Annotated in this window: 12 protein-coding genes and 1 riboswitch; of the genes, 5 read left to right on the top strand and 7 right to left on the bottom strand. The window is 67.8% G+C overall.

Annotated elements, in window-relative coordinates:
• Positions 1-18: 18 nt before the first annotated feature.
• The 3 genes from cydB to hisC form a co-directional block, all read right to left on the bottom strand.
• A complete protein-coding gene (cydB, locus tag ACGFZA_RS23980) occupies positions 19-1020 on the bottom strand; it encodes a cytochrome d ubiquinol oxidase subunit II (RefSeq protein WP_385277656.1) in 1002 nt (333 codons plus the stop codon).
• Positions 1021-1039: 19 nt separating this feature from the next.
• Entirely contained in the window at positions 1040-2548 is a 1509-nt protein-coding gene (locus ACGFZA_RS23975) for a cytochrome ubiquinol oxidase subunit I (protein ID WP_385277654.1), read from the bottom strand.
• A gap of 273 nt (positions 2549-2821) precedes the next feature.
• Complete coding sequence (gene hisC / locus ACGFZA_RS23970; RefSeq protein WP_393681749.1) at positions 2822-3901, bottom strand: histidinol-phosphate transaminase; 1080 nt, start codon at positions 3899-3901, stop codon at positions 2822-2824.
• Positions 3902-4272: 371 nt separating this feature from the next.
• Here hisC and ACGFZA_RS23965 point away from each other — a divergent pair, with 371 nt between their 5' ends.
• From ACGFZA_RS23965 to ACGFZA_RS23955, 3 genes are all read left to right on the top strand, one after another.
• Positions 4273-5385: a LacI family DNA-binding transcriptional regulator gene (locus tag ACGFZA_RS23965; protein WP_326737456.1), complete on the top strand. Its 1113-nt coding sequence runs from the start codon at positions 4273-4275 to the stop codon at positions 5383-5385.
• A 173-nt stretch (positions 5386-5558) separates the two neighbouring features.
• Complete coding sequence (locus ACGFZA_RS23960) at positions 5559-6614, top strand: metallophosphoesterase (RefSeq protein WP_393681746.1); 1056 nt, start codon at positions 5559-5561, stop codon at positions 6612-6614.
• A gap of 181 nt (positions 6615-6795) precedes the next feature.
• Complete coding sequence (locus tag ACGFZA_RS23955) at positions 6796-7623, top strand: hypothetical protein (RefSeq protein WP_385277648.1); 828 nt, start codon at positions 6796-6798, stop codon at positions 7621-7623.
• A 124-nt stretch (positions 7624-7747) separates the two neighbouring features.
• Here ACGFZA_RS23955 and ACGFZA_RS23950 read toward each other — a convergent pair whose 3' ends face one another.
• Positions 7748-8659 carry a LysR family transcriptional regulator gene (locus ACGFZA_RS23950; protein ID WP_393681744.1) on the bottom strand — a complete coding sequence of 304 codons (912 nt, stop codon included), beginning with the start codon at positions 8657-8659 and terminating at the stop codon, positions 7748-7750.
• 119 nt (positions 8660-8778) lie between these two features.
• Here ACGFZA_RS23950 and ACGFZA_RS23945 point away from each other — a divergent pair, with 119 nt between their 5' ends.
• Positions 8779-9165, top strand: a complete 387-nt coding sequence (locus ACGFZA_RS23945; RefSeq protein ID WP_393681930.1) for a VOC family protein — start codon at positions 8779-8781, stop codon at positions 9163-9165.
• Positions 9166-9244: 79 nt separating this feature from the next.
• On the opposite strand, the gene thiC is transcribed toward ACGFZA_RS23945, so the two are convergent.
• Complete coding sequence (gene thiC / locus ACGFZA_RS23940) at positions 9245-11035, bottom strand: phosphomethylpyrimidine synthase ThiC (RefSeq protein WP_385277644.1); 1791 nt, start codon at positions 11033-11035, stop codon at positions 9245-9247.
• Positions 11028-11161: riboswitch (TPP riboswitch) on the bottom strand. Its footprint overlaps the gene before it by 8 nt.
• Before the next feature lie 70 nt (positions 11162-11231).
• Here thiC and ACGFZA_RS23935 point away from each other — a divergent pair.
• Positions 11232-12563 carry a YibE/F family protein gene (locus tag ACGFZA_RS23935; RefSeq protein ID WP_393681741.1) on the top strand — a complete coding sequence of 444 codons (1332 nt, stop codon included), beginning with the start codon at positions 11232-11234 and terminating at the stop codon, positions 12561-12563.
• Between the two features lie 80 nt (positions 12564-12643).
• Here ACGFZA_RS23935 and ACGFZA_RS23930 read toward each other — a convergent pair whose 3' ends face one another.
• Together ACGFZA_RS23930 and ACGFZA_RS23925 are read right to left on the bottom strand one after the other, a co-directional pair.
• Positions 12644-13081, bottom strand: a complete 438-nt coding sequence (locus ACGFZA_RS23930) for an SsgA family sporulation/cell division regulator (protein WP_114245561.1) — start codon at positions 13079-13081, stop codon at positions 12644-12646.
• A gap of 101 nt (positions 13082-13182) precedes the next feature.
• Positions 13183-13953 carry an IclR family transcriptional regulator gene (locus ACGFZA_RS23925; protein WP_385277640.1) on the bottom strand — a complete coding sequence of 257 codons (771 nt, stop codon included), beginning with the start codon at positions 13951-13953 and terminating at the stop codon, positions 13183-13185.
• Positions 13954-14179 lie beyond the last annotated feature (226 nt).

Here is a 14179-nt window from a genome sequence, read left to right as displayed (position 1 = left end):
TCAAGGCACTCACTGGAATCAGTGCGCGTCGGCGATGTGCTGAGTACCGATGCGCTTACGGAACACCCAGTACGTCCAGCCCTGGTAGAGGAGGACGACGGGAGTGGCGATCCCCGCACACCAGGTCATGATCTTCAGGGTGTACGGACTGGACGACGCGTTGGTGACCGTGAGACTCCAGGCGTCGTTCAGCGAGGACGGCATGACGTTCGGGAAGAGCGTCAGGAACAACATGGCGACCGCGGCCGCGATGGTCACGCCCGAGAAGGCGAAGGACCAGCCCTCGCGCCCTGCCGCGATGGTGCCGATCGCGGCGACCAGGGCCACCACGGCGATGATCATCGCGATCAGGCTCCAGCCGTCACCGTTGTCGATCTGGGTCCAGATCAGGAAGCCCAGAGCGAGAACCGCGGTGACCGCGCCCAGCTTCAGCGCCAGCCTGCGCGCCCGGGCCCGGATGTCCCCGACCGTCTTGAGACCGGCGAACACCGCACCGTGGAAGGTGAACAGGGTGAGCGTGACCAGTCCGCCGAGGATCGCGTACGGATTGAGCAGGTCCCAGAAGTTGCCCACGTACTCCATGTCCGCGTCGATCTTCACGCCGCGGACGATGTTCCCGAAGGCCACGCCCCAGAGCAGGGCCGGGATCAGCGAGGTCCAGAAGATCGCGTGTTCCCAGTTGGTCTGCCACTTCACCTCGGGCCGCTTCGCCCGGTACTCGAAGGCGACACCCCGCACGATCAGGCAGAGCAGGATGATCAGCAGCGGCAGGTAGAAGCCGGAGAACAGCGTGGCGTACCACTCGGGAAACGCGGCGAAGGTCGCCCCGCCGGCACTGAGCAGCCAGACCTCGTTGCCGTCCCAGACGGGCCCGATCGTATTGATCAGGACCCGTCGTTCCTTCCGGTCCCGCGCCAGCAGCTTGGTCAGGACACCGATCCCGAAGTCGAATCCCTCCAGGAAGAAGTAGCCGGTCCAGAGAACGGCGATGAGCACGAACCAGACGTCGTGGAGTTCCATCTCTCGGCTCCCTGTGCTCTCAGTAGGAGAAGGCCATGGGGCGGTCGGCGTCGTCGTGGTCGCCGCCGATCCTGGTGGGCGGGTTGAGGTCGGCGTCCGTGAGCTCCGGCGGTCCGGCCTTGATGTACTTCACGAGGAGCTTGACCTCGATGACGGCGAGCACCGCGTACAGCACCGTGAACACGATCAGTGAGGTCAGCACCTCGCCCTGCGAGACGCCGGGGGAGACCGCGTCACGGGTCTGCAGGACGCCGTAGACCACCCAGGGCTGGCGGCCCGTCTCGGTGAAGATCCAGCCCCAGGAGTTGGCGATCAACGGGAAGAGCAGGGTCCACAGCGCGACGATCCAGTAGCACTTGGCGAGCTTCGGGCTCAGCGCCTTGTTCTTGAACAGGACCAGATGGGGCACCTCGTCCTCACCGGTGCGCATCCCCGGCGGCAGCATGAACTTCTTCCGGGTCAGCCAGAGCCCGAGGATCCCGAGGCCGAACGACGCCATGCCGAAGCCGATCATCCACCGGAAGCTCCAGAAGGCGACGGGGATGTTGGGCCGGTAGTCACCGGGCCCGAAGCGTTCCTGCTCGGCCTTGTTGATGTCGTTGATGCCGGGGACGTACGAGTTGAAGTTGTCGTCGGCGAGGAAGGACAGTATCCCGGGGATGGAGATCTCGACGGAGTTGTGGCCCTTGCTCACGTCTCCGTACGCGAAGATCGAGAAGGGCGCGGAATTCTGCCCGTCCCACAGCGCCTCGGCCGCCGCCATCTTCATCGGCTGCTGCTTGAACATCACCTTGCCCAGCTGGTCACCGCTGACAGCGGTGAGGAGTCCGGAGATCACGATGGTGATCAGTCCGAGCCTCAGCGAGGTACGCATCACAGGGATGTGCTTCTTGCGCGCCAGGTGGAAGGCCGCGATGCCGACCATGAACGCGCCGCCGACCAGGAAGGCCGCCGTGATGGTGTGGAAGAACTGGGCGAGCGCGGTGTTCTGCGTGAGCACGTGCCAGAAGTCGGTGAGCTCGGCGCGTCCGCGCTCCTTGTTGATGCGGTAGCCGACCGGGTGCTGCATCCAGGAGTTGGCCGCCAGGATGAAGTACGCGGAGAGGATGGTGCCGATCGAGACCATCCAGATGCAGGCGAGGTGGATCTTCTTCGGCAGCTTGTCCCAGCCGAAGATCCACAGGCCGATGAACGTGGACTCGAAGAAGAAGGCGATCAGGGCCTCGAACGCGAGTGGGGCACCGAAGATGTCGCCGACGAACCGCGAGTAGTCGGACCAGTTCATCCCGAACTGGAACTCCTGGACGATGCCCGTGACGACGCCCATGGCGATGTTGATCAGGAAGAGCTTTCCCCAGAACTTGGTGGCCCTGAGGTACTTCTCCTTGTTGGTCCGCACCCAGGCGGTCTGCAGGCCGGCGGTCAGCGCGGCCAGAGAGATCGTCAGGGGAACGAAGAGGAAGTGGTAGACGGTGGTCGTTCCGAACTGCCATCGCGCCAGGGTCTCCGGCGCCAGAGCCAGCTCCACGTCGTCTTCTCCTTACGTCGCCGCCAATACATCGGCAGTTTGTCCTATAAATCCGGCTGAACAGCGGAGGAAACAGGACACGCTTGTGAACGCGTTCACATTCACAAGCAATTATGGCGCACACGCTTTCGGACGGTAAGACCGGGGGTGCCCCTGGGGACGTAACGATCATTGCCGCCGAAGCAGACACCCCCGCATCGGCGCCCACGCACGCAGAACGGCCCCGCACCTCGCGAACGAGGGCGGGGCCGTGGCGGCCGGAGGTGGCCGGCGCTACAGGTCCTTGCGGTACGACTCCGTCACCTTGAGGAACAGGTCATTCGCCTCGTCCTCGCCGATCGAGACCCGCACGCCCTCACCCGCGAAGGGCCTCACCACCACACCGGCCTTCTCGCAGACAGCGGCGAAGTCGGCGGTACGCTCCCCCAGCCGCAGCCAGACGAAGTTCGCCTGGGACTCGGGCACCGTCCAGCCCTGCCGCACCAGCGTCTCGTACACCCGCTGCCGCTCGCACACCAAGGAACCCACCCGGCCCAGGAGTTCGTCCTCGGCCTGCAGTGACGCCACCGCCGCGTCCTGGGCGAGCTGGCTGACCCCGAAGGGCACCGCCGTCTTGCGCAGCGCGGCCGCCACCGGCTCGTGGGCCACGGCGAAGCCGACCCGCAGCCCCGCCAGGCCGTAGGCCTTGGAGAACGTCCGCAGCACCGCCACATTGGGCCGGTCCCGGTAGATCTCGATGCCATCGGGGACCTCGACGTCGCGGATGAACTCCTTGTACGCCTCGTCGAGCACCACGAGCACATCGCCGGGCACCCGGTCCAGGAACCGCTCCAGCTCCGCCCGGCGCACCACAGTGCCGGTGGGGTTGTTGGGGTTACAGACGAAGATCATCCGGGTCCGGTCGGTGATGGCGTCCGCCATCGCGTCCAGATCGTGCACCTCACCGCCGGTCAGCGGCACCTTCACCGACGTCGCCCCGCTGACCTGGGTGATGATCGGGTACGCCTCGAAGGAGCGCCAGGCGTAGATGACCTCGTCGCCCGGGCCCGAGGTGGCCTGCAACAGCTGCTGGGCCACGCCGACCGAACCGGTGCCGGTGGCCAGGTGCGAGAGAGGCACACCGAAACGGTTCGCCAGCTCGTTCATCAGGCCGGTGCACGCCATGTCCGGGTACCGGTTGAAGTTCGCGGCCGCGGCCAGTGCGGACTCCATCACCCCCGGCAGCGGCGGATACGGATTCTCGTTGGAGGACAGCTTGAACGCGAGCGGTCCGTCCGCCGCGGCCGGCTTGCCCGGCACATAGGCGGGTACGCCATCCAGTTCGGCGCGCAGCTTGGGGCTCGTCTCGCTCACCGCAGGTCCTCCTCGACCGTCCGTACACATCAATACTGCTCACCTTATGAGGATTGGGCGCCGGTGCGAATGGGTGGACCGATGATTCGTCCGGTGAACCCCGGAATGAGGGGGAGCGCCCCCGGCTGTGGCGCGCGCCGGTGGCTCACTCCGTGGCGCGCGTCCCTCGAAGAGGTGAGTTGAGACCTCTTCGAGACATCGACGTATCGGCAGGCCCATCCGGCCGGACACGTGACACTTGATGGCACTTCCCCATAAGACCCTCTGTTACCAAGGCAATTGGACCTTGATGATCATGCAGAAACGTGCCTGTCAACGAGTGCATATGCGACCAGGCCAAGTGCCTGCCCGAGCCCTACTATCGGCTCGCCATGACAGCAGCAGGGAAGCACCAGGTGAGCCGGACGGAGACCCCCCGGCGCGGCGGCCGGCAGGGACGAGCAGGAATCCGGGACGTGGCCGCCGCCGCCGGGGTCTCCATCACGACCGTCTCCGACGCGCTCAACGGCAAGGGCAGGCTCCCGGACGCCACCCGCAGCCATGTCCGCGAGGTCGCCGAGCGCCTGGGCTATCGCCCTTCCGCCGCGGCCCGAACGCTCCGTACCGGCAAGTCGGGCCTGATCGGCCTGACCGTGACGACCTACGGGGATGAACCTTTCACCTTCACCGAATTCGCGTACTTCGCCGAGATGGCCAGAGCCGCCACCTCTGCCGCGCTCGCCCGCGGCTACGCCCTCGTCATCCTTCCCGCCACCTCACGCCACGACGTCTGGTCGAATGTCGCGCTCGACGGCACCGTCGTCATCGATCCCTCCGACCAGGACCCGGTGGTCACCGAGCTCGTGCGCCAGGGGCTGCCCGTCGTCTCCGACGGCCGGCCGGCCGGGACCCTCCCGGTCACCGCGTGGGTCGACAACGACCACCGGGCAGCCGTCCTCGACCTCCTCGACCATCTCGCCGCAGCCGGCGCCCGCCGCATCGGGCTGCTCACCGGCACCACCACCGACACGTACACCCGGCTGTCCACCACCGCGTACCTCCACTGGTGCGAGCGCGTCGGCCAGGACCCGGTGTACGAGTCGTACCCGGCCCACGACCCGTGCGCGGGCGCCGTGGCGGCCGACCGCCTGCTGGCCCGTCCGGACCGCCCGGACGCCGTCTACGGCCTCTTCGACCCCAACGGGACCGATCTGCTCGCGGCCGCCCGCCGGTACGGCCTGCGCGTCCCGGAGGACCTGCTCCTGGTCTGCTGCAGCGAGTCCACCGTGTACGCGACGACCGAGCCGCCCATCACCACGCTCTCGCTCAAACCGCGACGCATCGGCACGGCGGTCGTCCAGTTACTCATCGACGCCATCGAAGGCGTCGACCAGGACGGACCGGTGGAGCAGGTCATACCGACGGAACTCATCGTCCGGACCTCGTCGCAACGCCGTCCGCCACGCACCACGGTGAGCGCACCACGCTCCCCGGCAGGGGATTGATCAGGCCAATTGGGACTAATCGACCGATGAACCTGGCGTGCGCGCGGATTCACCACCCCTGGTGCGTCACAGAGCACGATCCTCATTCCTATGATGGGCGCACGACACCGCGGACCACCCCGACCAGCAGGGCCCGTCAGGTGTACGGCGGCGCGACGGTGGTGGAGGGGTCGATGACACAGGGGGCCGGTCAGGAACCCGTGGTGCGGACGGCGACGTTGCGCGACTTCCGCGTACCGCCCTATGCGCAGTCCGCTGCGCCGCCCGCCCCGCACCCGGGCAACGACTTCCCGGGGGGCGAGCCGCCGGAGGGGTACACGCCGACCGCGCGCGACCTCCCCGTGATCAGCCGCGAGGACACGGTCCAGGTGCGGAGCGTGCCCGAGCCGCGGCCCGCCCGGGAGCCGGGTCTCGGACCGCTCTACGTCGTCGGTGACGTCCACGGCTATCTGGACGAGCTTCTCGCCGCCCTCGCCGAACAGGACCTGATCGACTCCGAGGGCAGCTGGGCCGCGGGCAACGCGCGCCTCTGGTTCCTCGGCGACTTCACCGACCGGGGGCCCGACGGCATCGGCGTCATCGACCTCGTGATGCGCCTCTCCGCCGAGGCCGCGGCCGCCGGCGGCTACTGCAAGGCCCTGATGGGCAACCACGAGCTGCTGCTCATCGGCGCCAAGAGGTTCGGCGACACCCCGGTCAACTCCGGCGCCGGCACGGCCACCTTCCAGGCCGCCTGGCTGCTCAACGGCGGCCAGAAGGCCGACATGGAACGGCTCCAGGACGTCCACCTCCAGTGGATGTCCCGGCTTGACGCCGTCGTCGAGGAGGACGAGCACCTCCTGATGCACTCGGACACGACGGCGTACCTCGACTACGGCACCACCATCGAGGACGTCAACGACACGGTGCACGCCATTCTCACGCGGAACGACGCCGACGAATGCTGGGACCTCTTCCGCAAGCTGACCAAGCGGTTCGCCTTCCGCGACGAATCGGGTCCGCAGGCGGTGCAGGAGCTCATGGCTGCGTACGGCGGCCGACGCGTCGTCCATGGTCACAGCCCCATCCCCTACCTCCTGGGCGAGGTCGGTTCCGAGGACGGCGAGGACAGGTCGGGACCGCTGGTGGACGGACCGCACGTGTACGCGGGCGGGCTCGCCATCGCCATGGACGGCGGAGTGACCATGGCCGGAAAGCTACTGGTCGTGCAACTCCCGCTGCATGACTGACGTTCTTCGGGGAAGACGCATCCCGACCTGAACACGCGGACCACTGGGCCTATTTCCGGAAACCCCCTGTCACCCCGTGCCGTGGGCGCTCTACCATCGGCGTATCAGTAGCAGGCTCTCCTCCGTTTCCGCCCGACAGCCCGGTTCGACCGGGTACACAGGCCCTACGGAGCATCGGGGGATGCACATGAACAGCGCTCCGCACCTGCTGACCGAGGACCGCCCCGAGTACGAGCGGATCCTCGACGACGCACTGCGTCACGCCCATGAACGACCGGATCTGGCCGCTGTCGGCGAACGGCTCAACCCGGTGCAGTTGCGCACCATGGCGATGGCCGCCACGGCGCTGATCACGGCCGCCGCGGCCACCGAGTACGAGTACTACGTCAAGGCGCGCGAGGAGATCCGCGCCGCCGCGGCCACCCGCCGGGACGAGGACGGTGAACCCGACACGGGCCCGGCCGACGCGAACCAGTCGGGCGCGGGCATAGGAGTCGTCATCACCGTGCTGGCCCCGGTGCTGGCCGGTACCGCCGCGGTGATCTTCCTGCTCATCGGCTACATCCTCAGGGCGCTCGACCCGCCCCCGGCCTTCGCGCGCACCATGATCGGCGCGGGCTGGTTCTTCGCGGCGGCGACCGCGGCCGCGATCCTCGTCGCCGCCGTCGGCCTCCTCGTCACGGCTCTGCGCAACGGCTCCACGTCGGTGGCCGCCGAGGAACAGGGCGAGGAGCTGCCCGAAGACGTGGCGCGCGCAAGGGAGGCCTGGCGGCACGCCCTGCTGGAACGCGGCATCCTGCCGTTCCTGCGGGACGCCCTCGCCGACCCCGGGGCCGCCCCCGCCGCACGCATCCCGCACCGCTCGGCCAACCGCATCCCGAAGATCGGCTACAGCAGGCCGGACTTCTCCAGTCCGGGCGACGGTCCGGCAGCCGCGCCCCGCCCGACGTTCACCAGCCCGGACTTCACGAGCCCCGACTTCGGGGGCCCGGAGCACGAGCTGGACTGAGCGGGCCGACTGCGTCCTGCAGACCTGCCGGCGGACCTTCCGGGGGAGTCGTCGAAGGCTCCCCCGGACCGGAGCCGGTGACATCGGCCGGACGAGGGAACGACCCACCGCGGGGGTCGCGCACTCATGGCGTCGACAGTTCCTCGGCAACGTCCGCCGCAGCACGTACGAACTCGCGCACGCGCTCGGTGGCGTTCTCGTGCATCCAGACCGGTCCCCGCTCGATCGGCTGCGCGTCGTGCAGGGGCACATAGGCGACGTCCGGCCGGGGGTAGTAGAGGCGGGAGTGCTCCCCGACCGGAAGAACACCCCTGCCCATCGCGACCAGTGTGAGCATCTCGGAGAACGATCCTCCGGCCGGCCCCTTCGGCACCGGCCTGCCCGACGGGGTGTGGTCCGGTGTGCGATCCCGCTTGAACCCCGCCGACGTCACCTCCGGGTACTGCACTACGGGGTGTTCCGCGAGCACTTCGACGGAGACGGACTCCTCGGCGGCGAGCGGATGCCCGGCCGCAACGGCGAGCACCCGTTCCTCCGTCAGCAGTTTCGGCCCGCAGGCCATACCGTCGAACGGGTACGAGGCGATGAGGACGTCCACCGAACCGTCCTGCAGACTCGCGCGCGAGTTGGACAGCTGAACCTCCCGCACCTCGACCCTGCAGTCGGGGTGGCGCTCGCTGAACAGATCGACGATTTTCAGGAGTGCGGGGGCGGTCCACTCACCGAGGAAGGCGACCCGCAGCGATCCCGTGACGCCACGGCCGGCGTCGGAGGCCCTTCGGATCGCCTCGTCCATCCCTGCGACGAGAGGCACCAGGTCATCGGCCAGCTGTCGTCCGAGCGGCGTGAGCCGCACGGTTCTGCTGGTCCGCTCGAACAGCATGGCGCCGATCCGCCGCTCAAGTTTCTTGATCACCTGGCTCACCCGCCCGGTCGTCACGCGCAGGCGCTCGGCGGTACGGCCGAAGTGCAGCTCCTCGGCAAGCGTCAGGAAGGTCTCGACCTCCACCCGCTCCAGCATGATCCATCCCCTCATCGTTGAACCGGGCTCAACGTTCGTATGCAGATCCTGCCTTGTTGGCGGACGTCCTCCGGCGGATCGTAGGCAGCGGCCGTCCCGCACCGACTCATCGTTCTGGAGAAGCAGTGACCTCTCTGCGCGTCAAGGCATTCGACCACCTGGTCCTCAACGTCGGGGACGTCGAACGGGCCCTGGGTTTCTACGTCGGACGCCTCGGGCTGGAGCCGGTGCGCGTGGCCGAGTGGCGCGCGGGCGAGATCCCGTTCCCCTCCGTGAGAATCACCCCTGAGACCATCATCGACCTGGTCGGCCGCCCTCGGGGGGAATCCAACGTCGACCACATCTGCCTCACCGTGGAACCGCTGGACTGGGACGAGTTCATCGGGTCGGCTTCCTTCTCCGTCCTCGAAGGACCTGTCGAGCGCTTCGGCGCGCGGGGCACCGCCACGTCCGTCTACGTCCGGGACCCGGACGGCAACACCGTGGAACTCCGCTGGTACCCGCAGGACACCGCGGCCTGACCACGCCGAGGAGCCCGGTCCAGGTGGGCCTCACCCGGACCGGGCTCCTCGGGGCGCGATCAGCCTCCGCCGTCCCGCATCAGTCCGCGAGCGGCAGATACAGCCTGTTCCCGCCCTCCGAGAACTCCTTCGACTTCTGGAGCATCCCCGCTTGCACCTCGGCGTCGCTGTTCAGGACCAGATCGGGGGCGAACTGCTCGGTGATGCTCCTGCTGATCTTCATCGAGCAGAACTTCGGTCCGCACATCGAGCAGAAGTGCGCCGTCTTCGCCGGCTCGGCCGGCAGCGTCTCGTCGTGGAACTCCCGTGCCGTGTCCGGGTCGAGGGCCAGGTTGAACTGGTCCTCCCAGCGGAACTCGAACCGGGCGTCCGACAGCGCGTCGTCCCACTCCTGCGCCCCCGGGTGCCCCTTGGCGAGGTCCGCCGCATGGGCCGCGATCTTGTAGGTGATGACCCCGGTCTTCACGTCGTCCCGGTTGGGCAGACCGAGATGCTCCTTGGGCGTCACGTAGCAGAGCATCGCCGTCCCCCACCAGGCGATCATCGCGGCACCGATGCCCGAGGTGATGTGGTCGTACGCCGGTGCCACATCGGTTGTCAGGGGGCCCAGCGTGTAGAACGGCGCCTCCTCGCAGATCTCCTGCTGAAGGTCGATGTTCTCCTTGATCTTGTGCATCGGGACGTGCCCCGGGCCCTCGATCATGGTCTGGACGCCGAACCGCTTGGCGACGGTGTTCAGTTCGCCGAGCGTACGCAGCTCCGCGAACTGGGCCTCGTCGTTGGCGTCCGCGATCGACCCGGGCCGCAGCCCGTCGCCGAGGGAGTACGTCACGTCGTACGAGGCGAGGATCTCGCAGAGCTCCTCGAAGTTCTCGTAGAGGAACGACTCCTTGTGGTGCGCGAGACACCACGCCGCCATGATCGAGCCGCCCCGGGAGACGATGCCGGTCTTACGGCGGGCCGTCAGCGGAACGTACGGCAGGCGCACGCCGGCGTGGACCGTCATGTAGTCGACGCCCTGTTCGGCCTGCTCGATGACGGTGTCCTTGTACATCTCCCAGGTCAGCTCCTCCGCCTTGCCGTCGACCTTCTCTAGGGCCTGGTACAGGGGCACGGTGCCGATCGGCACGGGGGAGTTGCGAAGAACCCACTCACGGGTGGTGTGGATGTTGCGCCCGGTGGACAGATCCATGACGGTGTCGGCGCCCCACTTGGTCGCCCAGGTCATCTTGTCCACCTCCTCCTCGATGGAGGACGAGACCGCGGAGTTGCCGATGTTGGCGTTCACCTTCACCAGGAACCGCTTACCGATGATCATCGGCTCGATCTCCGGGTGGTTGACGTTGGCCGGCAGCACGGCCCGGCCGGCGGCGATCTCCTCGCGGACCACCTCCGGCGCGACGTTCTCCCGGATCGCGACGTACTCCATCTCCGGGGTGACCTCGCCCCGGCGGGCGTACGCGAGCTGGGTGACGGGCCGGCCGTCCCGGCTGCGCCGCGGCTGGCGCGGACGGCCCGGGAAGACGGCATCCAGATTGCGCAGCCCACCGCGCGGTGAGGTGTGCTTGAGCCCGTCGTCCTCGGGACGGCCCGGACGCCCCGTGTACTCCTCGGTGTCGCCGCGGGCGATGATCCAGTTCTCCCGCAGAGGCGCCAGTCCGCGGCGGACATCGGTCTCGGCCGAGGGATCGGTGTACGGCCCCGAGGTGTCGTACAGCGTCACGTCGTTGCCGTTGGTGAGGTGCACCTTGCGGACCGGCACCCGGAGGTCCGGGCGTGAGCCCTGGACGTAACCCTTGTGCCATCCGATGGACTTCTCCGCCTCGTCGCTCTGGTTCGAGGCAGGCGTGCGTACGTCCGATGTGGTCATGAGACCTACTCCCTACGCCGGCATTACCCGGTAACAGGTTCGGCGGTCGGCGCAGCCTGTCCCGTACGGACGTACGGAGATCAGCGCCCTCTCAGCCCGGTGCTCCGAGCTCCCGCGTGTGCAAAGGTGCCACCACGCTAGCGCCCTCATCGGCCGGCTGGCCAGAGGGCCCCGTCCCTCTTGCGATGATCGGCCGGTGACATCCCCTCATAACGACTCCGCACCGCAGGGCCATCAGCACACGCATTCCCACAGCCATGGCCCCGCCGCACCCGTCTCCGGCCATCTGCGCAAAGTGATCGCCGCCGTGCTGATTCCGTTCGCGGCTGCGGTCGTCGTCGGGCTCGTGGTCCTCTGGCCCGGTGGTGCGCCCGCGCACGAGCGCACCGGCGTCGGCTTCGACCGGCAGACCCAGCAGGGCAAGGTGGTGAACATCGACAAGATCGACTGCAAGGACGTGAACGCCTCCCAGATCCCCGTCAGCGGTGACACGTCACCGACCACGAGTGAACCGCCCACCGGCGAGGACCTGTGCGAGAAGGCCACCGTCGAAGTGACGAGCGGCCAGGAAAAGGGCCGCCGGTTCATCGAGGTCGTCCAGCCGGACGCACCCCGACAGCTGCGGGAGGGACAGGGGGTGGTCGTCGCATACGCCCCCGACGCGCCCCATGACCTCCAGTACTCCGTGACCGATGTGGACCGGAAGTTCCCGCTGCTGCTGCTGGCCGGGATCTTCGCCCTGGTGGTGGTCGCCGTCGGCAGGATGCGCGGGGTCATGGCTCTGGTGGCACTCGCCCTGTCGTTCGCCGTCCTGACGCTGTTCATCCTTCCGGCGATCCTGCAAGGTTCGAACCCGCTGGTCGTGGCAGTCGTCGGGGCCGGCGCCATCATGCTGATCGCGCTCTACATCTGCCACGGACTGACCGCCCGCACCTCGGTCGCCGTCATCGGCACCCTGATCTCACTGCTGCTGATCGGACTGCTCGGCTCGCTCTTCATCGGCTGGGCGAGCCTGAGCGGGAACACCGACGACAACACCGGCCTCATCCACGGCCTGTATCCGCACATCGACATGAGCGGGCTGCTGCTGGCCGGCGTCATCATCGGATCCCTCGGGGTACTCGACGATGTGACGGTCACCCAGACCTCGGCGGTCTGGGAACTGCATCAGGCGGACCCGACGATGAGTGCGAAGGAGCTCTACCGGGCAGGGATCAGAATCGGACGCGACCACATCGCCTCTGTGGTCAACACCCTGGTGCTGGCCTATGCGGGCGCCGCGCTTCCGCTGCTGCTGCTGTTCTCGATCGCCCGGAGCAGCGTGGGAGCGGTGGCCAACAGCGAACTGGTGGCGGAGGAGATCGTGCGCACCCTGATCGGCTCGATCGGACTGGTCGCCTCGGTGCCGGTGACCACCGCGCTCGCGGCACTGGTCGTCGCTGCGGACCGCACCGGATTCGCGGCGAAATCCGAAGCGCAGGCACCCGTACGCAACGGCAGGGGACGCCGTCGCCGGGCGAGGTCCTGAGTGCCCGGACACGGAGAGCGATTCACCCGTTCGGCAGGTGTGCTGTTCGAGCGGCATACAGGCCATGGGCACGGTCTTCGTCAGCCGGCGTTCTGTTCCTCGGCCAGAATCCGCCCCAGCGCCTCTTCCAGATTGCCCTCGAAGTCACCCAGCGTGCACTCCTGCCCGAGTGGCACGAGCTTGTCCGTCCGGTCGAGGAAGGCCACAAGAGGTGCCGTGCCGGCCCTGAACAGCGCACGGTCGGCGCCCACCTGGAGCCGGATGTGGACGTCGGACAGCCCTTCGGGCTCCGTCGGCCCGATGTGCACGTCGCCGTCACCACTGGGGCTGTTGAGACCGTCGAGCAGCAGCTCACGGCCAAAAGCCCAGGTGACGGGGGCGTCGCCGGGGAGATGGAAGGTCATCCGGATCGCGTACGGATCGCACACTTCGTACCGGAGCTCCACCGGGATACGGAAAGAGAGCTCCTCGGAGACGAGGAAGCTCATCATGACCTCAGCTTGAACCGACTCGCGCATCGTTCAACCCCGCAGTAGATGAATCTGGCCAGGAATGATCCCCCATGGCCCTATTGACGCCATCGTGGTGCACCCGATAGCAGATCACAAGGAGTGATTTTTCAGATACTGATAGAGAACACGAACGAACGCAAGAGGCTGGCCACTTCGCCACGTAGTCGTTCGACTGCGGGGAGCAACCGATCTTCCTGGTCGAGGGGGACCGAAATGGCCATCGCGGCGGCGGTGAATCCGGCCGTGATCGGGATGGCCGCGCAGACCGTCCCGAGGGCGTACTCCTGTCGTTCGATGACAGGTTCCGTACGCTCGACCGACCGCAGCCGCTCGAGAAGTGCCGGGCGGTCACGCACCGAGTAGCGAGTCAGCGGGCGGACCGGATGCCGGTCGAGATGGTCCTCGCGCGCCTGCTCGTCGAGCTGGCTCAGCAGACACTGGCCGATCGCGTGGGCATGGCCCGTTTCGCCGAAGGCCGCCCACTCCTCCACCGCCGGCAGAGCGGGAGTGTCCGCGACCGCGACGAGTTCGATCTCACCGTCGCGGTAGACCGCGCAGTACACCGGGGCCCCGATGATGTCCCGCCACCGCCCCAGGGACTGCGTCATTCTGCTGCGACGATTCTGCAGTGCGCCGTCGTCCACCAGCCGCTCCGCGGCGGCACCGAAGAGGAAGACCCCGTTCTCCCTGCGCAGATATCCCTCGTGTGTCAGCGTGCGCAGCAGGTGGTAGGCGGTGGGAAGGGGGAGTCCCGCTTCCCGGGCCAGCTGCTTGGCCGGCGCACCGTCGCGATGGGTGCCCACAGCCTCCAGCAACCTCAGCGCCCGCTGCACCGATCCGATCAGCGTCGGAACAGCGGTACTCGATGCCGTGGTCAACGGTCACCCCCAGGCATGGTGACGGGCGGTCAGCCCGCCTGTGGGGGCCGCCCCCACAGATCTGCCACAGGCCTGGGGTCCAGAAGGCCGGATGCCGTACAAACCACTGGTCAGGGTGGCGACTGACGGTGTTTTCCCAGGCGGCGGCAGCGGACTGCCACTGTATCGGGAGCATCCGGGCCGGGTGCCGTTTCGCCTTCCGCTTAGCTCAGCTGGGCTAATCGCC

Source organism: Streptomyces sp. NPDC048211, assembly GCF_043202315.1.
Lineage (GTDB): Bacteria > Actinomycetota > Actinomycetes > Streptomycetales > Streptomycetaceae > Streptomyces.
Note: the sequence above shows the minus strand (reverse complement) of the source record. Positions and strands in the feature narration are given on the sequence as shown.